23 protein-coding genes are annotated in these 23,694 nt (G+C 61.8%); 12 read left to right on the top strand and 11 right to left on the bottom strand.

Features of this window, described 5'->3' with window-relative positions; all coding sequences use genetic code 11:
* Positions 1–109 precede the first annotated feature (109 nt).
* From Q9295_RS01040 to Q9295_RS01000, 9 genes are all read left to right on the top strand, one after another.
* A complete protein-coding gene (locus Q9295_RS01040) occupies positions 110–1,279 on the top strand; it encodes an AI-2E family transporter (RefSeq protein WP_306678506.1) in 1,170 nt (389 codons plus the stop codon).
* Positions 1,276–1,953 (top strand): P-loop NTPase family protein, encoded by a 678-nt coding sequence (locus Q9295_RS01035; RefSeq protein ID WP_306678504.1) that lies wholly within the window; start codon positions 1,276–1,278, stop codon positions 1,951–1,953. The genes Q9295_RS01040 and Q9295_RS01035 overlap by 4 nt, the downstream gene beginning before the upstream one ends.
* Before the next feature lie 44 nt (positions 1,954–1,997).
* On the top strand, positions 1,998–4,190 hold the full coding sequence (locus tag Q9295_RS01030) for an RNA degradosome polyphosphate kinase (protein ID WP_306678502.1): 2,193 nt from the start codon (positions 1,998–2,000) through the stop codon (positions 4,188–4,190).
* A 138-nt stretch (positions 4,191–4,328) separates the two neighbouring features.
* Entirely contained in the window at positions 4,329–5,915 is a 1,587-nt protein-coding gene (locus tag Q9295_RS01025) for a Ppx/GppA family phosphatase (RefSeq protein ID WP_306678500.1), read from the top strand.
* A 90-nt stretch (positions 5,916–6,005) separates the two neighbouring features.
* Positions 6,006–6,617, top strand: coding sequence for a VOC family protein (locus Q9295_RS01020; RefSeq protein WP_306678499.1), 612 nt, complete (start codon positions 6,006–6,008; stop codon positions 6,615–6,617).
* Entirely contained in the window at positions 6,614–7,099 is a 486-nt protein-coding gene (locus Q9295_RS01015; RefSeq protein ID WP_306678497.1) for a GNAT family N-acetyltransferase, read from the top strand. The genes Q9295_RS01020 and Q9295_RS01015 overlap by 4 nt, the downstream gene beginning before the upstream one ends.
* 67 nt (positions 7,100–7,166) lie before the next feature.
* On the top strand, positions 7,167–7,880 hold the full coding sequence (locus Q9295_RS01010) for a molecular chaperone DjiA (protein WP_306678495.1): 714 nt from the start codon (positions 7,167–7,169) through the stop codon (positions 7,878–7,880).
* A gap of 3 nt (positions 7,881–7,883) precedes the next feature.
* Positions 7,884–8,891, top strand: a complete 1,008-nt coding sequence (locus tag Q9295_RS01005) for an endonuclease/exonuclease/phosphatase family protein (RefSeq protein WP_306678493.1) — start codon at positions 7,884–7,886, stop codon at positions 8,889–8,891.
* A 136-nt stretch (positions 8,892–9,027) separates the two neighbouring features.
* Positions 9,028–9,564 carry a hypothetical protein gene (locus Q9295_RS01000; RefSeq protein WP_306678491.1) on the top strand — a complete coding sequence of 179 codons (537 nt, stop codon included), beginning with the start codon at positions 9,028–9,030 and terminating at the stop codon, positions 9,562–9,564.
* Between the two features lie 228 nt (positions 9,565–9,792).
* Here the strand turns inward: Q9295_RS01000 and scpA are convergent, their stop codons facing one another.
* Positions 9,793–11,919, bottom strand: coding sequence for a methylmalonyl-CoA mutase (gene scpA / locus Q9295_RS00995; RefSeq protein WP_306678489.1), 2,127 nt, complete (start codon positions 11,917–11,919; stop codon positions 9,793–9,795).
* Between scpA and Q9295_RS00990 the strand changes: the two genes are divergently transcribed.
* Positions 11,901–12,440 carry a DUF4174 domain-containing protein gene (locus tag Q9295_RS00990; protein ID WP_306678487.1) on the top strand — a complete coding sequence of 180 codons (540 nt, stop codon included), beginning with the start codon at positions 11,901–11,903 and terminating at the stop codon, positions 12,438–12,440. The two genes, scpA and Q9295_RS00990, sit on opposite strands and share 19 nt — an antisense overlap.
* Before the next feature lie 91 nt (positions 12,441–12,531).
* Here Q9295_RS00990 and Q9295_RS00985 read toward each other — a convergent pair whose 3' ends face one another.
* The 6 genes from Q9295_RS00985 to Q9295_RS00960 form a co-directional block, all read right to left on the bottom strand.
* Positions 12,532–14,532, bottom strand: coding sequence for an acetyl-CoA carboxylase biotin carboxylase subunit (locus Q9295_RS00985; protein ID WP_306678485.1), 2,001 nt, complete (start codon positions 14,530–14,532; stop codon positions 12,532–12,534).
* 122 nt (positions 14,533–14,654) lie between these two features.
* Positions 14,655–14,864, bottom strand: a complete 210-nt coding sequence (locus Q9295_RS00980) for a hypothetical protein (RefSeq protein ID WP_306678777.1) — start codon at positions 14,862–14,864, stop codon at positions 14,655–14,657.
* A 310-nt stretch (positions 14,865–15,174) separates the two neighbouring features.
* A complete protein-coding gene (locus Q9295_RS00975) occupies positions 15,175–15,567 on the bottom strand; it encodes a hypothetical protein (protein ID WP_306678483.1) in 393 nt (130 codons plus the stop codon).
* 138 nt (positions 15,568–15,705) lie between these two features.
* Positions 15,706–15,831 (bottom strand): hypothetical protein, encoded by a 126-nt coding sequence (locus Q9295_RS00970; protein WP_306678776.1) that lies wholly within the window; start codon positions 15,829–15,831, stop codon positions 15,706–15,708.
* A gap of 223 nt (positions 15,832–16,054) precedes the next feature.
* Positions 16,055–16,477, bottom strand: coding sequence for a DUF6497 family protein (locus Q9295_RS00965; RefSeq protein WP_306678482.1), 423 nt, complete (start codon positions 16,475–16,477; stop codon positions 16,055–16,057).
* Between the two features lie 3 nt (positions 16,478–16,480).
* Positions 16,481–18,013 carry an acyl-CoA carboxylase subunit beta gene (locus Q9295_RS00960; protein WP_306678480.1) on the bottom strand — a complete coding sequence of 511 codons (1,533 nt, stop codon included), beginning with the start codon at positions 18,011–18,013 and terminating at the stop codon, positions 16,481–16,483.
* Between the two features lie 201 nt (positions 18,014–18,214).
* On the opposite strand from Q9295_RS00960, the gene Q9295_RS00955 reads away from it, so the two are divergent.
* Positions 18,215–18,562: a DMT family protein gene (locus Q9295_RS00955; RefSeq protein ID WP_306678478.1), complete on the top strand. Its 348-nt coding sequence runs from the start codon at positions 18,215–18,217 to the stop codon at positions 18,560–18,562.
* Between the two features lie 118 nt (positions 18,563–18,680).
* Positions 18,681–20,078: a helix-turn-helix domain-containing protein gene (locus Q9295_RS00950; protein WP_306678476.1), complete on the top strand. Its 1,398-nt coding sequence runs from the start codon at positions 18,681–18,683 to the stop codon at positions 20,076–20,078.
* 59 nt (positions 20,079–20,137) lie between these two features.
* Here the strand turns inward: Q9295_RS00950 and Q9295_RS00945 are convergent, their stop codons facing one another.
* From Q9295_RS00945 to betI, 4 genes are all read right to left on the bottom strand, one after another.
* Complete coding sequence (locus Q9295_RS00945; protein WP_306678475.1) at positions 20,138–20,374, bottom strand: HP1242/YdcH family protein; 237 nt, start codon at positions 20,372–20,374, stop codon at positions 20,138–20,140.
* Positions 20,375–20,439: 65 nt separating this feature from the next.
* Positions 20,440–22,089, bottom strand: a complete 1,650-nt coding sequence (betA, locus tag Q9295_RS00940) for a choline dehydrogenase (protein WP_306678473.1) — start codon at positions 22,087–22,089, stop codon at positions 20,440–20,442.
* Positions 22,086–23,081 carry a threonine ammonia-lyase gene (locus tag Q9295_RS00935; RefSeq protein ID WP_306678471.1) on the bottom strand — a complete coding sequence of 332 codons (996 nt, stop codon included), beginning with the start codon at positions 23,079–23,081 and terminating at the stop codon, positions 22,086–22,088. Before Q9295_RS00935 ends, betA begins: the two co-directional genes overlap by 4 nt.
* Complete coding sequence (gene betI, locus Q9295_RS00930) at positions 23,078–23,674, bottom strand: choline-binding transcriptional repressor BetI (protein WP_306678769.1); 597 nt, start codon at positions 23,672–23,674, stop codon at positions 23,078–23,080. The genes Q9295_RS00935 and betI overlap by 4 nt, the downstream gene beginning before the upstream one ends.
* Positions 23,675–23,694: the final 20 nt, after the last annotated feature.

Here is a 23,694-nt window from a genome sequence, read left to right as displayed (position 1 = left end):
CGCTAACAGGGCCCATCTCAAAGCGCAATTTCCCCCGAATAACCCAAGATTTTCGCCGCACCCTTGCAAGCCGGCATTGCCTCTGCCATCTGAGGGAAAAGGAGACGCCATGGCCCTTCCTGTCAGCCAACAGATGAAATATTGGGGCATCGCTTTTGCGGTGTTTCTCGTTGCGCTTTGGGCGATGGGCAATGTGCTCTTGCCCTTCCTTTTGGGCGGCGCGATGGCCTATTTCCTTGATCCTGTTGCAGATCGTCTGGAACGGCTGGGCCTTAGCCGCACCGCTGCTACAGCGGTGATCTCCATCGTCGCACTTTTGATGATGGTGCTTTTGGTGCTGGCGATCATCCCCCAGCTGGTGCAGCAGCTCTCTGCGCTGATCAATGCCGCTCCGGGGATTTTCCAAAGCCTGCAAGAAACCCTGCTGACCTATTTCCCCTCGCTGACCGATTCCACCTCGACCATCCGCCAAACCTTGGCCGATATCGGCGCGGCGATCCAATCGAAGGGCGCGGATCTTGCCACGGGCATCGTCAGCTCGGCCCTCGGCCTCGTCTCGGTCGTGGTCTTCTTGCTGGTGGCCCCTGTGGTGGCCTTCTACCTCCTTCTGGACTGGGACCATATGATCGAGCGCGTCGACTCGCTTTTGCCGCGCGAACATGCCCCCACCTTGCGCCGCCTTGCGCGTGAGATTGACGCCGTTCTGGCAGGCTTCGTGCGCGGTCAGGTCTCGGTTTGCCTGCTCCTTGGCGCCTATTATTCGGTGGCTTTGATGCTGGCCGGGCTGCAATTTGGCCTGATCGTCGGCGCCATTGCCGGCACTGTGACCTTCATTCCTTACGTCGGCGCTTTGGTCGGCGGCGCTTTGGCGATCGGTCTGGCTTTGGTGCAATTCTGGGGCGATTGGGTCTCGATCGGCATCATCGCCGCGATCTTCGCCATCGGCCAGTTTGTTGAGGGCAATATCCTCACCCCGAAACTGGTGGGCAAATCAGTGGGCCTGCACCCCGTTTGGCTTTTGCTCGCCCTTTCGGCCTTCGGCACCGCCTTTGGCTTTGTCGGCATGCTGGTTGCGGTGCCGGTGGCCGCCGCGATCGGCGTCGTCACCCGTTTCGGGATCGAACAATATCAGGCCAGCCTTCTCTACCGCGGTCCAGACGCCGATCAGGCGGGTTTAAGCCAAGCCCCCGGACCGCTGGCGCAAGTCAGCCTGCCCTCGGCCATGGCTGAGCCTGCCCAGCCCGCCACGCGGAAAACCAACGAGGGACAAGGGGCGTGAGCCGCCAACTGATCCTCGACCTCCCCGCCAAGGAAAGCATGACCCGGGCCGAGTATTTCGTGGCCCCGGCCAATGCCTTGGCTTTGGCCGCCTTGACCGGCTGGCAGGCTTGGCCCGCTGGCAAGATGCTGCTGCTTGGCCCCTCGGGCGCGGGCAAATCGCATCTGGCGCAGATCTGGGCCGCCGAAAGCGGCTCGACCGTGATTGAAGCCGCAGAGCTGCCGGATGCCGATCTTGTCGCGCTGGCGCGCACCGGCGTGGCGGTGGAAAACGCGCAAAATCTGGCCGGAGACCGCGCCCGCGAAAGTGCGCTCTTCCATCTGCACAACCTTTTGGCCGAAGGCCGCCGCCCGCTTCTGGTGACGGCCCCCACCCCGCCGCGCGATTGGGGGCTGACTGTGCCCGACCTTCTGTCGCGCATGCAGGCCGCCTCGGTCACCCGCATAGAAAGCCCCGATGACGCGCTTCTCTCTGCGGTGCTGGTGAAACTTTTCTCCGACCGCCAATTGGCCGTCGCGCCGAACCTCATCCCCTTCCTCGTCGCGCGCATTCCGCGCTCAATCGGGGCGGCGCGAGGTCTGGTCGCAGCCCTCGACAGTGCCGCTTTGGCAGAAGGTCGCCCGGTGACGCGTGCTTTCGCGGCGGGGCTTCTGGACAGTGACGAGACAGAGTGAAAGACTGCCCCGAAGCCGCCATCCCGTCGTTCATTCTGGGTGCCATGACCTCTGCAGATTTCCTCAAATCCGGCTTCGCTGCCCCTGTGGCTCTGCCCGAAGGCGAAACCACCAGCCCGCGCCGTTTCTTCAACCGCGAGCTTTCGTGGCTGGCCTTTAATTGGCGCGTGTTGGACGAGGCCGCGAACCCCGCCGTGCCGCTGCTCGAACGTCTGCGCTTCCTGTCGATCTCGGCCACCAACTTGGACGAATTCTACACCGTCCGCGTCGCAGGCCTGCGCGCTTTGGTCCGCACCGGCAACAAAACCCTTTCTGACGATGGCCGCGCTCCGGCCGAGCAACTGGCGCTGATCCATGCCGAGGCGCGGGCGCTGATGCAGACCCAGCAGACCACCTACAAGGCCCTGCGCAGCGAGATGGAGGCCGAAAGCATCAGCCTTCTGAGCAACTCCAAACTCACCGCCCGCGACCAGAAGTTCCTGGAACAACACTTCCTCAGCAATGTCTTCCCGGTGCTCTCGCCCTTGGCGATCGACCCCGCGCATCCCTTCCCCTTCATCCCCAACACCGGCTTTTCGCTGGCGCTGCAACTTGAGCGGATCTCCGACAAACGCGTGCTGAAAGCGCTTCTGCCGATCCCGCAGCAGATCACCCGCTTCATCCGCCTGCCCGGCAAGGACGGCGAGAACCGCTTCTTGCCGCTGGAAGAGCTGCTCCTTCTGCACCTCGACATGCTCTTCCCCGGTTACGCCAACCGCGGCCATTGCCTCTTCCGCGTCTTGCGCGACAGCGACCTTGAGGTCGAAGACGAGGCCGAAGATCTGGTGCGCGAATTTGAAGTCGCCCTCAAACGCCGCCGCCGCGGCGAGGTGATCCGGCTGAAAATGTCCTCGGGCGCGCCCGATGAGCTGCGCGCCTTGATCATGGAGGAGCTCCAGATCACCGAATCCGAGATGGTCGAGGTGCGCGGCCTTCTCGGCATCGCCGATCTCAAAGAACTGGTGCTCTCCTCTCGCCCCGACCTGCTCTGGCCGCGCTTCTCCCCCCGCGTGCCGGAACGCGTGCAGGACCACGAAGGCGATATGTTCGCCGCCATCAAGCAAAAGGATATGCTGCTGCATCATCCTTACGAGACCTTCGACCTCGTCGTGCGCTTCTTGGAGCAAGCCGCCCGCGACCCCAACGTCTTGGCGATCAAACAAACCCTCTACCGCACCTCATGGGACAGCCCCGTCGTCACCGCGCTGTGCGAAGCGGCCGAGGCTGGCAAATCCGTCACCGCTTTGGTGGAGCTCAAGGCCCGCTTTGATGAGGCCGCCAATATCCGCCAAAGCCGCCGGCTTGAGCGCGCAGGGGCGCATGTCGTCTACGGCTTCATGCATTTGAAAACGCATGCGAAAATCAGCACCGTCGTGCGGCGCGAAGGCGACAGCCTTGTCACCTATACCCATTACGGCACCGGCAATTACCACCCGATCACCGCGCGGATCTACACGGACCTCTCCTTCTTCACCTGCGACGCGCCCTTGGGCCGCGATGCCACCAAGGTCTTCAACTTCCTTTCCGGCTACGTGCAACCGCAAGGGCTTGAGAACCTTGCGATCAGCCCGATCAGCCTGAAACCCCGCCTTCTTGACCTCATCGCGCGTGAGGCCGATCACGCCCGCGAAGGCCGCCCCGCCGCAATCTGGGCCAAGATGAACTCCCTGACCGAGCCCGAGGTGATCGACGCGCTTTACGCCGCCTCCAACGCCGGGGTGAAAATCACCCTCGTCGTGCGCGGCATCTGCTGCATCCGCCCCGGCGTGAAAGGCCTGTCGGAAAACATCCGCGTCAAATCCATCGTTGGCCGCTTCTTGGAACACAGCCGCATCGTCTGCTTCGGCTCGGGCCATGCTTTGCCCTCTCGCAACGCGCGCGTCTTCTTTTCCTCCGCCGATTGGATGGACCGCAACCTCAGCCGCCGGGTGGAAACCTTGGTCGAGGCGCATAACCCCACCGTCAAAAGCCAGATCATGGGCCAGATCATGGCGGCCAATCTGGCTGATGAAACCCAAAGCTGGGTGCTCACCGCTGATGGCACCTATATCCGCGATCTGCCCGAGCCGGGGGCCGAGACCGACCGCCCGCTCTTCTCCTGCCACAAGTTTTTCATGGAAAATCCCTCCCTTTCGGGGCGTGGCACCGCCGGGGCGAAAGATGTGCGGCGCATCACCACCTCGGATGATCCCGCCTGATGCGGCCCGAAGACAGCGCGCGTGGCCCTTATGCGCGCTGTTTCATCGCAGCCTCACCCGCGCAAAAGCGCATCGCTGCACGGTTGACCGCCTTTTGCGCGCCTGACATTCAGGGGCTCTACTACAAGGGATTCGACTATGGCGCATGACGGTCCTCAGGCGAACGACACCCCGCCCGACCCTGCCAAACCGCATGATGCTGGCGACGAGTCTTCCCCCTTTGGTGGCTCCCTCTTCAACGATCCCTCGGCCCGCGCGCTCAGCCGCGTCGGCGTGGTCGATGTCGGCTCCAACTCGGTGCGGATGGTGGTCTTTGACGGCGCTGCCCGCAGCCCGGCCTATTTCTTCAACGAAAAGGTCATGTGTGGCTTGGGCAAAGGCCTTGCGCAAACTGGCCGCTTGAACCCTGAAGGCAAGGCCCGCGCCTTGCAAGCTTTGAAGCGGTTTTCCTTGCTGGCCAAAGGGATGAAGGTCTCGCCCTTCCATGTCGTCGCCACCGCCGCCACCCGCGAGGCGATCGACGGCCCGGAATTCCAAGCCCAAGTCTTGCGCGAAACCGGCCTTCAGCTCCATGTCGTCGACGGCGCCGAAGAGGCGCGGCTTTCGGCCCAAGGCGTGCTCTTGGGCTGGCCCGATGCCAAGGGCATCGTCTGCGACATCGGCGGCAACTCGATGGAGTTGGCCCGCATCGGCAATGGCCGCGTGGAAAGCCGGGTCTCGACCGAGCTTGGCCCCTTCCGGCTGCAACAAATCGAAGGCGGTGCCAAAAAGCGCAAAGCCCATATCGAGGCGATTTTGGCCGAAGCCGCCCGCGCCATCCAACCGCAGAATGAGCGGATCTATCTGGTCGGCGGCAGTTGGCGGGTGATCGCGCGCCTCGACATGGAGCGGCGCGGCTACCCGCTCACCGTCTTGCACGAATACCGCATGACGCCCGCCGATCTCTTGGAAACTTTGGACTGGCTCGGAACCGCCGATCTGGCCGCCTTGCGCAGCCGCACCGGCACCAGCGCCGAGCGGATGGAGCTGGTCCCGCTCGCCTGCGAAGTGTTGCGCGAAATCATCCGCGCCCTCAAACCCTCTGAAATTGACGTCTCTTCCTACGGCATCCGCGAGGGCCTGCTTTACGAGCAAATGCCCGAACGCCTGCGCCAGCGCGACCCGCTGATCGAAGCGGCGCGGATGGCCGAGCAGACCCAAGCCCGCATCCCCGGCTTTGGCAAAAAGCTCTTCCACTTCCTGTCGCCGCTGTTCAAAGACTGCAGTTTTGAGCGCCTTCGCCTGATCAAAACCGCCTGCCTTCTGCATGACACCACATGGCGCGCGCATCCCGATTACCGGGCCGAGGCCTGTTTCGACAACGCCACCCGCGCCAACCTTGGCGGCCTTGATCACCCCGGCCGGGTCTTCCTCGGCCTGTCGCTGCTGCACCGCTACAAAAACAGCCGCTCCGGCAGCCGGATGGAGCCTTTGTTCAAGCTTCTGCCCGATGAAGACATCAATCAGGCCGAGGTTTTGGGCAAAGCCATGCGCTTTGGCGCCATGTTCGCGGTGGAAGACCCCGCCGATGCCGGTGCGCTGAAATGGCAGCCCAAGCGCAAGCAACTGGTGCTCACCCTCACCGAGCAAGGCGTCGGCCTCTTTGGCGAGGTGGCGCAAGCCCGCTTCGCCTCACTCGCCCAATCGCTGAAGGCCGAAGCCAAGGTCATCGCGCCCAAATCTTAAGCGCATAGACGGTCTTCTCCGCGCGAAACCTTGCCGCCGCCCAACCGCTGGCGCTAGGTTTCGCCAAAGCATCCCCCGCAGGAGACCGCAATGCCGCTGCGCTTCGACCATATCGCCATCTCTGCCCTCTCGCTGGAAGAGGGCGTGGCCCATGTCGAAGCGGCCCTCGGTGTCGCCTTGCAGGGCGGTGGCCAGCATGCGCATATGGCAACGCACAACCGGCTTTTGGGTCTTGGCGATCTCTACCTTGAAGTCATCGCCGCCGATCCCTCGGCCCCGAAGCCCGCTTGGCCGCGCTGGTTCGACCTTGACCGTTTCACCGGCCCGCCGCGCCTGACCAATTGGATCCTCGCCTGCGATGACATCGAGGCCGTCCTTGCCGCAGCCCCCGCCGGTGCCGGCAAACCCGTCGCCCTCGCCCGCGGCGATTACCGCTGGCAAATGGCCGTCCCGGCGAATGGCCAACTCCCCTATGACGGCGCCTATCCAGCGCTGATCCAATGGCAAGGCGATAAACACCCCGCGCAAGCGCTCAGCGATCTCGGCATCCGGCTGACCCTTTTGGAAGTCGCCCATCCCCAAGCCGAAGCCCTCCGCAGCGTCCTGCCGCTGCAAGACCCCCGCGTGCAGATCCTGCCCGGCCCGCACAAAGCCCTGCGCGCCACTTTCTCCACCCCACATGGCACGCGCGTGATCGCATGATCCGCCCGGCCGCAGCCTCCGACGCCCCCGCCATTGCGGCCCTGATGAACCATTGGATCGAAAACACCGCCGTCACCTTCAATCCAACCCCGAAAACCCCCACCGAGATCGAGGCGATGATCGAAGCCCGCGCCGCCGCCGGCCATGCCTTCTTCGTCGCCACTGAAGACTCCAAACTCCTCGGCCAAGCCCATTACGGCCAGTTCCGCGCAGGGCTAGGCTATGCCACCTGCATGGAACATTCGATCTCGCTGGCCCCCGATGCCTCCGGCAAAGGCCTCGGCCGCCTGCTCATGCAAGCGATCGAAGACCACGCCCGCTCCGCAGGCGCGCATCAAATGATCGCCGCCGTCTCGGCCGAGAACCCCAAAGGCCGCGCCTTTCACGAAAAACTCGGCTACCGCCTCACCGCCACCATCCCCGAAGCCGGCTTCAAATTCGGCCGTTTCATCGACCTGCACCTCCTTTTGAAACAACTCTGACATTCCCGTGCGCGCGCCCGCGCCCCGCTTGCGAGAGCCCCGCCCTGCCCGCTAAGATCGCCGCATCATGTCGATCTGGACCCGCATCGCCGCCGCCCTCGCCGCCCTCGCCAAGGGCGAGCCCTTATCATCCGTCTTCGACCTCCTGCGCGGCGCCGCAGCCCCCGAGCAATCGGTCGGCTTCACCATCGCCGTCCTCGCGCTTGGCGCCAAAATGGCCAAGGCCGATGGCACGGTCTCCCGCGCCGAAGTCACCGCCTTTCGCCGCATCTTCCGCTTTCCCCCCGGCGAAGAGGAACATGCCGCCCATGTCTTCGACCTCGCGCGCCAAGACGTGGCGGGCTTTGACGCCTATGCCCGCAAAATCGCTCGGCTTTTTAACCCCGAGGGCAAGAAGATCTGCGCCGATGATCACCATATTCTGGTCGATATCCTCGAAGCGCTCTTCCAGATCGCGCTGGCCGATGGCTCCTATCACCCCGGCGAGGACGCTTTCCTCACCCATGTCGCCGATGAATTCGGTCTGGATGAGCCCTGCTTCCAAACCGTCCGCGCCCGTCTGGTCGAAGGCGCCCCCCGCGACCCTTACGACGTGCTCGGCCTGCCGCGTGGCGCCTCAAAGGACGCCGCAAAGGCCGCCTGGAAGCTTCTCGTCCGCGACACCCATCCCGATGTGATGCAGGCCCGCGGCGTCCCGCCCGAGGCGATGCAACTGGCTGAACGCCGCTTGCGCACGATCAATGAGGCCTGGAAACAAATCTCCAGCCAAAAGGCAGCCTGAGCCATGGCGCTGCGGCTGGCCAGCTTCAACGTCGAATGGTTCAACGGACTTTTCGACGATGCGGGCCAGCTTTTAGCCGACACCCAGCCCTCGGCCCGCTACGGCATCAGCCGCGCCCAGCAGATCGCCGCCCTTGGCCTGATCTTCCGCGCGATGGACGCCGATGCGGTGATGGTGATCGAAGCCCCCGACACCAATTCGCGCCGCTCCACCATCACAGCGCTTGAACATTTCGCCGCCCATTTCGGCCTGCGCGCCCGCCGCGCCCTGCACGGCTTTTCCTCTGATACCGAGCAGGAAATTGCGCTCCTCTACGACCCCGATGTGATCACCGCCAAACATGACCCGATCAGCAAGCCGGTGCCGCGCTTTGACAGCAGCTACCGCGCCGTGCTGGACCCCACCCGGCCCAAGACCTCCATCCAGTTTTCAAAACCCCCGCTCGAGGTCGCCCTCACCGCCCATGGCCGCAAGCTGCGGCTGATCGGCGTGCATGCCAAATCCAAGGCCCCGCATGGCGCCACCACGCCCGAAGCGGTGATGCGGCTCTCGATCGAGAACCGTCGCAAGCAAATCGCGCAATGCCTTTGGCTGCGCGCGCGGGTCGAGGCGCATCTGGCGCAAGGCGACAGCCTCATCGTGCTGGGCGATCTCAACGATGGTCCGGGCTTGGACGAATATGAAAAGCTTTTCGGCAAATCCGGGGTCGAGATCGTGCTCGGCTGCGACGCCGCCCCCGCGCTGCGCCTGCGCGACCCGCATGCCGAGCTGGCGCTGCAATCCAAGGTTGGCATCACGCCCACAACGGCGCGCTTCTACCTCAAGCCCGCCAATCGCTATTTCGAGGCGCTTTTGGATTTCATCATGGTCTCGCCCGATCTGGCCGCGACCCAGCCGATCTGGCGGATCTGGCATCCGTTCAACGATCCCGCCATCTTGGCCCAGCCGGATCTGCAACAGGCGCTGCTGCAGGCCTCAGACCATTTCCCGGTCACCATCGACCTGCCTTAAACGCCACAAATGCCGCCCGGCGCCGCCCCGCTTGGCCAAATCCCGGCAATCCCCCGCCCAAAGCGCATAACGTGATTTGTGGCCCCCGCCAGTGCTCCCCATATTTGGCGAAAGCTTGGCTCGAAAGGCCCCGAACATGACCCGCGCCCTTCCCCCGTCCCGCGCCGCAACTGCAACCAACGCGCACGCCGCCGTATCTCGGATTCCAGCCTCTCGGATCCCAGCACCCATCGCCGCCGCCCCCCTTGCGCTCGCGCTCACCTTCGCCCTCGCCGCCAGCCTCGCTTTGCCTGCCAAAGCCCAAAGCAGCGATCTCAGTGATCTCAGCGAGAAGGGCAGCTCGCTGATGGAAGAAGGCGGCAAGTTGATCCTGCGCGGCCTGCTCTCCGAGATGGAACCGGCGCTCGACGATATGGCCCGCGCCTTGGACGAGGCACGCCCGCTGATCGAAGAGATCGGTCCGCAGATCAGCCAATTGCTCGAGGTGATGGGCGACATCCGCTATTACGAGCGGCCGTTGATCCTGCCCAATGGCGATATCATCATCCGCCGCAGCAAAGACGCACCGCCCTATGACCCAAGCGCCCGCGCCCCGTCACCTTCGGTGCCCCGAAAAGCCCCCGAACTCTTAGGCCCGGTCCTGCCCGGCCCGAATGGTGAGACTGAGCTCTAACCTAGGCTCACCGCCGCCCCTCTCCGCCGCACAGGAACCGGACGCCTCCCCCCTCGGCCAACCATTTTCTGTCTCTAAATATCCCGGGGGGTCCGGGGGGCTGGCCCCCCGGCTCTGGTGGCTGTCCGGGGGACGCCCCCCGACGCCGCAGAAACGCGCAACGGCGCAGGTCATGCCCAAAGCCATACCTGAGCCATACGCAAACCATACGAGAAACAGACCTAAGGGTCAGCCCCGCGCCGCCCGGATCAGCTCCAAGATATCGCGCGCCGCACCGGGGATATTTGTCCCCGGCCCAAAGATCGCCTTCACCCCGGCAGATTTCAGGAACTCATAATCCTGCTGCGGGATAACCCCGCCACAAATAACAAGAATATCGCCCGCACCTGCCGCTTGCAGCGCCGCGATCAGCTTCGGCGCCAAAGTCTTATGCCCCGCCGCTTGGCTGCTGATGCCGATCACATGCACATCATTGTCGATCGCATCCTGTGCAGCCTCTTCCGGGGTCTGGAAAAGCGGCCCCACATCCACGTCAAAGCCAATATCCGCAAAGGCCGTGGCAATGACTTTCGCCCCGCGATCATGGCCATCTTGGCCCATTTTCACCACCAGCATACGCGGGCGGCGGCCCTCTTCTTCTGCAAACTTTTCAACGTCTTGCTGGATCTGGGCGAAGCCCGCATCGCCCTCATAGGCGGCGCCATAAACCCCTGCCAAAGTCTTCACCTCCGCCCGGTGCCGGCCAAAGACACCTTCCATCGCCAGCGAGATTTCCCCCACCGTGGCCCGCGCCCGCGCGCAGTCTACCGCCGCTTCCAGAAGGTTCCCCCCCTCCGCCGCGCGCCGCCCCAGTTCCAAGAGCGCCGCATCGCAAGCCGCTTGGTCCCGGCTGGCCCGAATTTGATTCAGCCGCGCGATCTGTGCGTCCCGCACCATCACGTTATCAATATCAAGGATATCAATGGGATCCTGCTGGGCGAGCTTGTATTTATTCACCCCGACGATCACCTCATCGCCCCGGTCGATCATCGCCTGACGCCGCGCCGCCGTCTCCTCAATCCGCAATTTCGGCATGCCCGAGGCCACAGCCTTGGTCATCCCGCCCATCGCCTCAACCTCTTCGATCAGCTTCCAAGCTTCCTCAGCCAGCTGATGGGTCAGGCTTTCGACGTAATAGCTGCCCGCCAGCGGGTCGATGACATTGGTCACCCCGGTCTCTTCTTGCAAGATCAGCTGCGTGTTCCGCGCGATCCGGGCCGAGAATTCCGTAGGCAAAGCAATGGCTTCGTCCAAGGCATTGGTGTGCAGGCTCTGCGTGCCGCCCAAGGCTGCCGCCATCGCCTCATAGGCGGTGCGGATCACGTTGTTATAGGGATCTTGCTCTTGCAAGCTCACGCCCGAGGTCTGGCAATGGGTCCGCAGCATCAAACTGCCGGGTTTTTGCGGGTTAAATTCGGACATGATCCGGTGCCAAAGCATCCGCGCCGCCCGCAGTTTCGCCGCCTCCATGAAGAAATTCATGCCGATGGCGAAGAAGAAGCTCAACCGCCCGGCAAAATCATCAACATTCATCCCCCGCGCCAAAGCCGCGCGCACATATTCACGGCCGTCGGCCAAAGTATAGGCCAGCTCTTGGACAAGGTTCGCCCCGGCCTCTTGCATGTGATAGCCCGAGATCGAAATCGAGTTGAATTTCGGCATGTTAGCCGAAGTATATTCGATGATATCGGCGATGATCCGCATCGAAGGTTCAGGCGGGTAGACGTAAGTGTTCCGCACCATGAACTCTTTCAGAATATCGTTCTGAATGGTGCCCGAAAGCTGCGCACGATCGACGCCCTGCTCCTCGCCCGCCACGATGAAATTGGCCAAGATCGGGATCACGGCCCCGTTCATCGTCATAGAAACGCTGACTTTTTCCAGCGGGATCTGATCGAAGAGGATTTTCATATCCTCAACCGAGTCGATCGCCACACCGGCCTTGCCCACATCCCCCTCAACGCGCGGATGGTCGGAATCGTAGCCCCGGTGCGTCGCCAGATCGAAGGCGACGGAAACCCCTTGCTGCCCCGCCGCAAGCGCCTTGCGGTAAAAGGCGTTCGACTCTTCGGCGGTGGAAAAACCGGCATATTGACGGATCGTCCAAGGCCGACCGGCATACATCGTGGCGCGCACGCCGCGGGTGAAAGGTGCCACACCCGGCAGCTCTCCCATCTGCGGCAGGCCTTGCACATCCGCCGCCGTATAAAGCGGCTTTACGGTAATGCCTTCCAGCGTCTGCCAATTCAGGCTTTCGGGCGCGCGGCCCTTCAGCTCTTTTGCGGCAAGGGCGGCCCATGCAGTCAGATCGGTCATCTTTCTCTCCGTCTTGGGCGCTGCAAGGAGCAGAGCCGCTTGGGGTTTGGCGCCAGCTGTCCTATATCTTGGACATGAAGCACCTGAACCGCCGTCATTTTCTTTTCCTCGCCGGGGTGACGCCTCTGACCGCTTGGGCAGAAGGCGCGTCCCCCTTTGAGCCGGTGCCGGCCGTGGATGTCTCCGAGGCCGATCTGATTTTTGTTCGCCGTCCGGTGGTGGTCTTTGCCGATACCCCGAACGACCCTGCCTTCATCCGGCAGATGGAGCTTTTGGCGCGCTACTTCCACGAGTTGGAGCAGCGCGACGTCATCCTCATCACCGATACGGACCCTGCGGCCCGATCGGAGCTACGCCAAAGGCTGCGGCCGCGCGGTTTTTCGCTGGTGTTGATGGACAAAGACTGGTCATCAACCATCCGCAAACCTTTGCCGTGGGACGGGCGCGAGGTTGTAAATGCCATCGACAAGATGCCGATAACCCGTTCAGAATCTTTAGAAAAAAGCCCAGCCGGCCGGTAAAGCGGCGCCCTTGCAAGCGCCACTAATGAGCCATTGCTGGCTCCGTCCCGAGGTCTTTGCAGAGACCGAGACTGCGGTTGAGCAAAGGCGCTCATTCAAACTCCATGATCACATCATCCACCCGCAGGCTGGCCCCTGCGGTGGCATTAACCTTTTTCACCACGCCCTTGCGCTCGGCCTTAAGGATGTTTTCCATCTTCATCGCCTCGACCGTGGCCAAGGCTTGGCCTTCCTGCACCTCTTCGCCCTCAGCGACATTGATCTTCACGACCAATCCCGGCATCGGGCAAAGCAGGAAGCGCGAGGTGTCCGGCGGGGTTTTCTCAAGCATCAGGCCCGCAAGGTCTTTTTGGCGCGGGGTCTGCACATGCACCTTGAGGTCAGCGCCGCGCAGGCGCATGCGGAAGCCCATCGGGATCTTCGAGGTCTTGATCACCAAAGGCGTACCATCAATCGTCAGACGCGCCAAAGCCTGCCCCGGCGTCCAATCGGATTCGACGCGCAGGCTTGCCCCATCCGCAAAGGCGACGGTTGAGCCCGCAGCATCGGCATAGATCTTCACTGCAAAGGACTGATCTTGCAGCGAAACCACCCAATCATCGCCCACACGGCGGGTGTGGTTGTCCATCGTACCAGAGATCCGGCTGCGACGGATTTCGGCCACGCGGTGCATCGCGGCAGCGGCAGCGGCCACGCGCTGCAAGAGCGGCGTGTCGAGCGTCGCCCCTTGGAAGCCCTCGGGATATTCCTCGGCGATGAAAGCCGTCGTGATATCGCCGCTGACAAAGCGCGGATGGTCCATCACCGCGCCAACGAAGGGCAGGTTGTGGCCAATGCCTTCGACCTCGAAAGTGTCAAGCGCGATGCGCATTTCCTCAATGGCTTGCGCGCGGGTCGGCGCCCAAGTGCAGAGCTTTGCGATCATCGGGTCGTAGAACATCGAGATCTCGCCGCCCTCAAAGACGCCGGTGTCATTGCGCACGATGCCATTTGCGGTCGGGCCTTCGACCGGCGGGCGGTAGCGGGTCAACCGACCGATCGAGGGCAGGAAGTTGCGGTAAGGATCCTCGGCATAGAGCCGGCTTTCCATCGCCCAACCGTTGATCTTCAGATCAACTTGGGCAAAGGGCAAAGCCTCGCCCGCCGCGACGCGGATCATCTGCTCGACGAGGTCAACGCCGGTGATCAACTCGGTCACCGGATGCTCCACTTGGAGGCGGGTGTTCATCTCAAGGAAGTAGAAATTGCGGCTGCCGTCGACGATGAATTCGACTGTGCCGGCGCTGGTATAGCCCACCGCCTTGGCCAAGGCGCAAGCTTGCTCCCCCATTGCCTTGCGGGTGGCCTCGTCAAGGAAGGGCGACGGTGCCTCTTCGATGACCTTTTGGTTGCGGCGCTGGATCGAGCATTCGCGCTCATGCAGATAGACGCAATTGCCATGGCTGTCGGCCAGCACTTGGATTTCAATATGGCGCGGCTGGGTGACGAATTTCTCAATGAAAATACGGTCATCGCCGAAACTGGCCGCGGCTTCGTTCTTGGAGGACTGGAAGCCCTCGGCCGCTTCGGCGTCATCCCAAGCGATGCGCATCCCCTTGCCGCCGCCGCCAGCCGAAGCTTTGATCATCACCGGATAGCCGATCTCGCGGCTGATCTTCACCGCCTCATCCGCATCTGAGATCAGGCCCATATAGCCCGGCACGGTCGAAACCCCGGCCTCTTGGGCCAGCTTTTTCGAGGTGATCTTGTCACCCATCGCCTCAATCGCCGGGCTCGGCGGGCCGATGAAGACCACACCTTCCGCCTCAAGCGCGGCGGCGAAATCGCGCCGTTCCGAAAGGAAGCCATAACCCGGATGCACGGCTTCCGCCCCGGTTTGCCGCACTGCATCAAGGATCTTGTCGATCACGATATAGGATTGGTTGGCAGGCGAGGCGCCGATATAGACCGCCTCATCCGCCATTTTCACATGCAAAGCATTACGGTCGGCATCGGAATAGACCGCAACTGTCTGAATACCCATGCGTTTTGCCGTCTTGATGACACGGCAGGCGATCTCGCCCCGGTTGGCAATCAGGATCTTCTTGAACATGACGTCCCCTTCAACAGGCGCGCGCAGCAGGGCGCAGGGCAAAAGAAATGGGGCCGCCCAGGCGTGATGCCCCGACGACCCCATGATGTGCTGAGATGCCCTGCCCGAAGGCGGGGATCAGATCAGTAGCAAGCCGGCAGACCGACGTTGACGCCGCAGGATGCAGCGCCAGCAAGGCCACCGAGGGCCGCGCCAGCGACCATGTTTTCATCCAGAGCATCGGCGACAAGGGCGCCAGCCGCCGCGCCAGCAAGGCCGCGCGACGTGGGATCCTGCATGCAGCCAGCAAGCGGAAGGGTGAGAAGAGCGAAAGCAAGAACGGTTTTGCGCATAGGATACTGCCTCTGATTGCGTTTTTTATTGCGCAACATTTTACCGCAACCTCAGGGGAAGCAAAGGGGAAATCCGCCACAAAAACCGCATCGGCAGTCCGCCGCCGAATGTTAAAGAAATAGGGCATAGACGCGAGGCGATTGCGCAGCACAGTTTCATTCGGCCGACCTTCGGCTCCGAATGCGCGCAGGGCAGAGCCCGCGAGATGGGCCCGCCCAAGGCCCGCATCCCCAACAACCGCCTTTGGCTGGCCCAGAAGGCGGCCAGCCATAAAACGACGCAGAGACAAGACCTTGGGCGGAGACATTCTCAGTCCTCGTCCTCGTCCCAGTCATACTGGGCGGCGTCAGCACCGGTGGAGAAGACCTCGGGGAACGAGGCCTCGGCGCGCTTGACGTCGATCTTCAACAAAGCCTCATAGGAGGCCGGGTCGAAGGGGTCTTCAGCCGGAACAACCTCGCGGCCGAAGAGCCACGAAAGTCGGCCAGCATCAAGGTTGCCACGCTCAAACGGCTCTTCGCCGAAGTGCTGCCAGAGCGCTGCCATAAAGCCTTGGTCGGCTTGCCGGTCGCCGAATTTGCGGTCCTTGAACCGCTCACGACGAATGATCTTGGCCGGACCGTCTTTGTGGTTGGCGCGGCGGATCAGGAACTGGTGGTCAGTGCTGGGCAAACGCCCAGGAAACCCACGGTGTTTCAACATGGGGAAATCCCCCGAGTTAGGGGACAAAAGTCCGGTGATTTGGGGAGGTTTGCAGCCCCAACAGCGCGACCTGCGCGCCGCTCTTGGGCGAGACTGTCAGGGCCGGCGGTCGATGCCGCACGGCCCTGACAAAAATTCTTACTTGTACTTGCCGGTGTAGGTCGGCTCAACCGAGACCGACTCGTCCACATAAACGACTTCTTCTTCTTTTTGTGCGCAAGCGGCCACGAAGCCAACCATAGCGAGTGCCATAACGATACGCATGCTCTTTTGCATCCTCTACTCCATAGTTCTTGGGGGGTCAGATCCAGCACCATGCCAGACTGCCCCCATTGCGAGGTCCAGGCCGCTTGGGTTCGGCCTTCAATCAGTCTAGCCGAGAACCCGCGCGAATGACACGCCAGGCCGCCCAAGTTGTTCGGCTGTGGCTGGGTTACATCAGCTTTTCGCGTCTGGCTACAAAAGAAATCAACATGTTGTGCAAGCATCAGAACATCTCCCAGATGCAGGCGCCATCCTGCAAAGAGAAGGCTTCAAAAAACTGCACAGCATCGGGGGCTTGCTCGCCAAAAGGCACCGGCTGGTCGGCGAAGACGATCACAATTTGTTGCGGCGGCGGGACCATGCCATCCGTGCGCGGCAAGGCATAGCTGGTGCACAGCGCCTCCATATCGGCACTGGCGTCCTCTTCGGCCTTAAGGCCCGGAACCACAAAGCGGAACCGCGCGGTGGCGCCACTTGGCCCCTGCAAATCGGTGATCACATCCAGCACATGCACCGCACGCCCCGAGGGCACGGCGATCGCCTCACCCGTGACCTCGGCCTCGGGTGCGCTTTGCTCTTCACATGCGCCCGCGGCCAGCAAGAGGCTGGCAGCGGTAGCAAGGGCAAGGCGCGATGCGATCTTCATGGATTACAGCGGGATATTGTCGTGTTTTTTCCAAGGGTTGGTCAGCTTTTTGCCGCGCAGTGAGGCAAAGGCCCGCGACACCCGACGCCGGGTCGAGCGCGGCTGAATCACCTCATCAATAAAGCCCCGCTCGGCGGCAACGAAGGGATTGGCGAAGCGGTCCTCGTAATCCTTGGTCCGCGCCGCGATCTTTTCTTTGTCGCCCAGCTCACTGCGATAAAGGATCTCAACCGCGCCTTTGGCACCCATCACCGCGATCTCAGCGGTGGGCCAAGCATAGTTGAAATCGCCGCGCAGATGCTTGGAGGCCATCACGTCATAGGCGCCGCCGTAAGCTTTGCGGGTGATCACGGTGACCTTCGGCACCGTCGCCTCGCCGTAGGCAAAGAGCAGTTTCGCACCATGTTTGATTACGCCGCCATATTCTTGCGCCGTGCCGGGCAGGAAGCCGGGCACATCGACCAGCGTCAGGATCGGGATCTCAAACGCGTCGCAGAAGCGCACAAAGCGCGCGGCTTTGCGGCTGGCGTCGATATCAAGACAGCCCGCCAAAACCATCGGCTGGTTGGCCACGACGCCGATGCTTTGCCCTTCCAGCCGGATAAAGCCGGTGATGATATTGCCCGCAAAGTCCTTTTGGATCTCATAAAAATCGCCCTCATCGGCGATCTTCCCGATCAGCTCTTTCATATCATAGGGCTGGTTGGGATTGTCGGGGATCAGCGTATCAAGGCTGCTCTCGATGCGTGCAGGATCGTCAAAGAACGGCCGCACCGGCGGCTTTTCGCGATTGTTCAGCGGCAGGAAATCGAAGAGCCGGCGGATCTCGGCCAAAGCCTCGACGTCATTCTCAAAGGCGCCATCAGCCACCGAGGACTTCTTGGTATGGGTCGAAGCGCCCCCAAGTTCCTCCGCCGTAACCTGTTCATTTGTTACGGTTTTGACCACATCGGGGCCAGTGACGAACATATAGGACGAATCCTTCACCATGAAGATGAAGTCGGTCATCGCCGGCGAATAGACCGCGCCACCCGCGCAAGGCCCCATAATCACCGAAATCTGCGGCACCACACCCGAGGCCAGAACGTTGCGCTGGAACACCTCGGCATAGCCTGCCAGCGAGGCAACGCCCTCTTGAATCCGCGCACCGCCAGAATCATTAAGCCCGATGACTGGCGCGCCGTTCTGCATGGCCATGTCCATGATCTTGCAGATCTTTTGCGCATGGGTTTCCGACAGAGAGCCGCCGAACACCGTGAAATCTTGACTGAAGACATAAGTCATACGGCCATTGATGGTGCCCCAGCCGGTGACCACACCATCGCCCGCAGGCCGCTCGGCCTCCATGCCGAAATCGGTGCAGCGATGGCGCACGAACATGTCGAACTCTTCGAAAGAGCCCTCATCAAGCAGCAAATCAATGCGCTCGCGCGCGGTCAGCTTGCCCTTGGCATGCTGCGCCTCAACCCGGCGCGCGCCGCCCCCGGCCCGCGCATTGTCGCGCCGCGATTCAAGCTCGGTCAGAATGTCTTTCATGGGTACCCCTTGCCAAGCAGACCCGCTGGAACCGCAGGGCTTTCGTTAAACATACCGCCGTTGCAGCAATGCGAAAAGCGGAAAGGCGAAAATTTGCAAACACTTGACACAAAGCCTTACGCAAATTGCAAACAAGCAAATGTTTGCCAGCTTCAAAGGCGCGCGCTATGGCAGCAGCATCACGCGCAGAGAGGGGCGATCATGCCGCAGCTATCCGTTCCGTTCATGACCATCGGCCTGCTTTTGGCCTCGAACATCTTCATGACATTCGCTTGGTATGGGCATCTCAAGTTCAAATCCGCCCCGCTTTTTGCGGTGATTTTCATCAGCTGGGGCATCGCATTTTTTGAATATTTGCTGCAAGTGCCCGCCAATCGGATCGGCCACGGCCACTACAACGCCGCCCAGTTGAAGACGATCCAAGAGGTGATCACGCTCACCGTCTTTGTGGCGTTTTCCTACTTCTACCTCAAAGAGCCACTGACCGCGAAGACGCTGATCGGATTTGCTTTTATCGGCGTTGGAGCTTGGTTCATCTTCTCGAAGTAACCGCGCTGACCCGCCGCACCAAGGTGCCTGCGGCGCTACACGCTTAAAGGGCCGACCAAATCACCTTGCTGAGCGCTTTGCAAAGCCTGTAATAACTTTGCAAAGAGGAGCGGAAGCGATGGCCACTCAAAAGCTTTATGCCGGCGTAAAACTGCGCGAGATCCGTGGCCGCTTGGCGCTGACGCAGAAGGTTTTTGCCGACAAGCTTGGCGTCTCCCTGCCCTATCTGAACCAGATGGAGAACAACAACCGGCCCGTCTCGGCCGGGGTGGTTCTGGCTTTGGCACAAGAGTTCGGGCTGGATGTGACCGAACTGACGGTCGGCGAAAGTGAGCGTTTGGTCAGCGATATGCGGGAGGCTTTGGCCGATCCGGTCTTTACCGCGACCGCACCTGGACTTGCCGATTTGCGACTGGCCGCCTCAAACGCACCGGCCTTTGCCCGCGCTTTCCTAGACCTGCACCGGGCCTATCGTCAGAGCCATGAGCGGCTGGCCTCATTGGATGAGGCCTTGGGGCGAGAGGGCACTTCTTTGAAACCCTCGCCTTGGGAAGAGGTGCGTGACTTCTTTCACTATTGCGACAATTACATCGATTCCGTGGACCGTGCCGGTGAGGCATTTGCTTCCCAGGCAAGTGCAGGAAAAGACGTGGTTATTCTGGCCGAAGAGCTGCTGAAAAACCATGGCGTCTCGGTGCAGTATTCGGACAATTCCGAGATCAGGCATTACGATCCGCGCCTGCGGCGTCTGCATCTGAGCGCCCGAGCCCACAGTCCCACACGGCGCTTCCAACTGCTGCATCAACTTGCTCTGATGACCCAAAATGGCCTTCTCGAGGCCACCTTAGACCTTGCGCGCTTTTCCACCCCCGAGGCGCGCGACATCGCCAAAATCGGTTTGGCCAATTACTTCGCCGGTGCGGCGCTCTTGCCCTACCGCGCCTTTCAAGAGGCGGCAAAAGAGACCCGCTACGATCTGGAACGCCTTGCCGATCTCTTTGGCGCCAGCATCGAGCAGGTGGCGCATCGCCTTTCCACCATGCAGCGCCCCGGCGCCAAGGGCATCCCCTTCTTCTTCGTTCGTGTCGATCAGGCGGGCACGATCACCAAGCGCCACTCGGCCACGCGTCTTCAATTTGCCCGCTTCGGCGGGGCCTGCCCGCTGTGGAACGTGCATGCCGCTTTCGAGACGCCCGGCAAGTTCTTGCGGCAATTGGCAGAAACCCCGGACGGGGTGCGCTACCTTTGCCTGGCCCGCGACATCTCAAAACCCGCCGGTGCCTATCTCGCTCCGGTTCGCCGCTACGCGATTTGTCTTGGCTGCGAGGTGCAGCATGCCCATGAACTGGTCTATGCGGATGGGCTGGATCTCAAGGGCCGGTTTGAGCCGATCGGCATTTCCTGCCGGATTTGCGAGCGCCGCGACTGCCATCAACGCTCGGTACCGCCCCTAGAGCGGCGCTTAAAAGTTGACCCCGATCGCCGGGGTCTTTTGCCTTATGAAATCGCCGATTAGGCGGATCAAACCCCGGCCGAGGCCTCTGAAGAGGCGACCGGCCGGAGACATCGATCAGATCAGCCGCGCAGGGCGCGTGCGATCTCATCTTTGATCTGCGACCGTTCGCGGCGCAGATGCTCTTCGGCTTCTTCAGTGATCAGATCCAGCCGAGTCTCTGCGCGGTGCACCTTGTCATTCACCGCGTCATATTGCTCCAAGAGCTTGGCGAAGCGCGGGTTTTCAGCTTTCAGAGCTGAGATCTTGGCACCCTCGCCGGGAAATTCTTCTTGCAGAGTATGCGGCGTGTTCGACATGTCATTCTCCTTCTAACCCGTTCAATGTGAAGGAGAATGACAGGCTCTACTTTGATCCCGATCAATTAGCGCTGAGACGTTTGCCAATTTGGATTGATCCAAGGCTCAGAGTTCAGCGCAGCAAGCGGCGTGCGGCCCAAGATATGGTCTGCCGCCTTCTCGCCCGTCATGATCGAGGGGCCGTTCAAATTGCCATTGGTGATCTGCGGGAAGATCGAACTGTCGGCCACCCGCAGCCCCTCAACGCCGATCACCCGGCATTCATTATCCACCACCGCCATCGGATCGGAAGCGCGGCCCATCCGACAGGTGCCGCAGGGGTGATAGGCGCTTTCGACATGATCGCGCAGGAAGCCATCAAGCTCTTCGTCACTTTGCAGAAGGGTGCCGGGCTGGATCTCGGATTTGACGAAAGGTTGCATCGCCTCTTGGCCGAAGACCTCACGGGTGAGGCGGATGCAGGCGCGGAAATCTTCCCAATCCTCGGGCGTGGACATATAGTTAAAGCGGATCACCGGCGCGTCCTCGGGGCAGCCCGAGCGCAAGGTGACCGAGCCGCGCGATTTTGAGCGCATTGGCCCGACATGGGCTTGGAAGCCATGACCACCCGCTGCCGCCTTGCCATCATAGCGCACGGCAATGGGCAGGAAATGATATTGGATATCGGGATATTCGACCCCGGCTTTCGAGCGGATGAAGGCGCAAGCCTCGAACTGGTTTGAAGCGCCAAGTCCGCCCCCCGTCAACAACCATTGCGCGCCGACCCAAGCTTTCCCAAACAAGTTCCAGTACTTATACAAAGTGACCGGCTGGGCCGCGGCAAATTGCATGTAGATTTCCATATGGTCTTGCAGGTTCGCCCCGACGCCGGGACGATCTGCCACCACCTCAATCCCATGCTCGCGCAGATGCGCCGCATCGCCAATGCCCGAGAGCATCAAAAGCTTCGGAGAATTGATCGAAGAGGCGGCGATGATCACCTCACGCCCCGCGCGGATGATCTGACGACCAGCCTTGGTGTCGACTTCAACCCCCACGGCGCGCTTGCCCTCCATCACCACCCGGCGTGCGAAACCACGAGCGATATGGACATTGCCGCCCTTCAGTGCGGGTTTCAGATAGGCATTGGCGGCGGACCAGCGGCGACCTTTCCAGATCGTCGCCTCCATTGGGCCAAAGCCCTCTTGCTGCTCGCCGTTGTAATCGGCGGTCACCGGATAGCCCGCCTGCCGACCGCTTTCGATGAAGGCATCAAACAGCGGGTTCGAGCGCGGGCCGCGGGTGATGTGCAAAGGCCCATTCGCGCCGCGCCAGTCAGGCCCCTGCCCGCCGTGGCTGTGCTCCATCCGCTTGAAATAGGGCAGCACATCGGCGTAGCGCCAGCCGTCGGCGCCCATCTCGGCCCAGGTGTCATAATCGCGCGCGTGACCGCGCACATAGACCATGCCGTTGATGCTGGAAGAGCCACCGACGACTTTGCCGCGTGGCGTTGCAAGGCGGCGACCGCCCAGATGCGGCTCGGGCTCGGACTGAAAGCCCCAGTCGTAAATGCCCATATTCATCGGATAGGACAAAGCGCCAGGCATTTGAATAAAAGGCCCCGCATCAGAGCCGCCGGTCTCGATCACGATAACACGCTTGCCTGCCTCGGCGAGACGATAGGCCATTGCGCAACCGGCGGACCCTGCACCCACAATGACGTAATCGGCGTTCATGCGACCAATTCCTTTGTCTTATCAACAAGCTCTGAGAAGCGCGCGAAGGGGATATTGCTGCCGCTTGCCACCACGAGAACCGTCTTGCCCGCGACCGGCACCCGCCCTGCCAAGACCGCCGCAAGCGCCACAGCGCCGGAGGGTTCAAGAACCAGCTTCAGCTCATCAAAGGCGGTGCGCATGGCGCGCGCCACCTCGGCATCCGTGACGGCAAGACCGCGCACTCCGGCGGCTTGGCAGGCTGCAAAGGGCGCTTCACCCGGCATCGTGGCTTGCAACGCATCGCAAATCGTGGCGCCGCCGGGTACTTTGACGCGCTCTCCCGCCGCCAAAGAGCGGCCCATTCCGTCATAGCCCTCGGGCTCTGCCGCCCAGATCTCGGCGCGGGGGTTTGCAGCGCGCAGCGCCAAGGCCGCCCCTCCCATCAAGCCGCCGCCGCCGACGGGGGCCACCAAAACGTCAGGTGCGGCCCCGATCTGCGCGATCGCTTCAAGCGCGGCACCGGCCTGACCGGCCACGATCGCGGGATCGTCAAACGGATGCAGCAGGACCAAGCCCTGTTCACCCGCGAGTTGGATCGCCAAGGCCGAAGCTGCTTCCTCGCGCGGGCGATCACCGTGATGCGAAAGAACGACTTTGGCGCCGAACCCCTCGGTCGCTCGGCGCTTCATTTCGGGCGCATCGGCCGGCATGACGATGGTAACTGGCACGCCAAGCTCGCGCCCGGCAAGCGCCAGCCCTTGGGCGAAATTGCCCGAAGAATAGGCCACCACGCCACGCTGACGCTCTTCTGCGCTCAACCCGCAGAGCCGCCAATAGGCACCGCGCAGCTTAAACGAGCCAGCCTTTTGCAGTCCTTCGGCTTTGACAAAAAGCGCCGTCGCTCCAGTCATCTTGGTCAGCGGTTCGCTTTGCAGCAGCGGCGTTTCACGCGCTACGGCACGGGTCGCCGCATAGGCTGCGTTCAAAATTTCTTGTGTAGGCAAAGTCATAGCTGGGTCTGCGCCCTCAATTGATTCAGTTCAGCCTCAAGCGTTGCCAGCGCCATCTTCACAGCGGCAGCCCCATCCGGGGCCCCCGTTTTCAACACTTCACGCAGGTATAAACCGTCAATCAAAGCACCCATCGTCTCAGCGATACGCGGTGCATGCGCGCCAACCTCAGGCCGCAGTGCGGCGCTCAGATTGCTGCGCAAACGGCGTTGGTAGATCGCAACCAAACGCTTTGCCTCAGGCACGGTTTGCGCCAGAACCCAGAAGTTGAGCCAAGCGCCCACAGCCTCGCGGCGAAAATTGCTGGGGCTGAAGCTGGCGTGCAATATGGCACGAACGCGGCTCTGCGGCCCTTCGGCCACCGCCAAAGCGCCCCGCACCTCGGCGCCATATACAGTAAGAATATGGCGCATCGCCGCCAAAAAGATCTCTTCTTTTGAGCCGAAATAATGATGCGCCAGCGCCGCCGACATGCCCGCACGTTTGGCGATTTTGCTGACGGTTACATCCAATGATCCAGCCCGCCCGATTTCTACAATCGTGGCTTTCACCAGCGCGGCCTTACGGATAGGTTCCATACCAAGCTTCGGCATTTTTTCGGACTCAACAATTC

Origin of the sequence: Pseudogemmobacter lacusdianii (assembly GCF_030848395.1) — a bacterium.
Taxonomy (GTDB): domain Bacteria; phylum Pseudomonadota; class Alphaproteobacteria; order Rhodobacterales; family Rhodobacteraceae; genus Pseudogemmobacter; species Pseudogemmobacter lacusdianii.
This window is presented reverse-complemented; position numbering and strand designations above follow the sequence as displayed.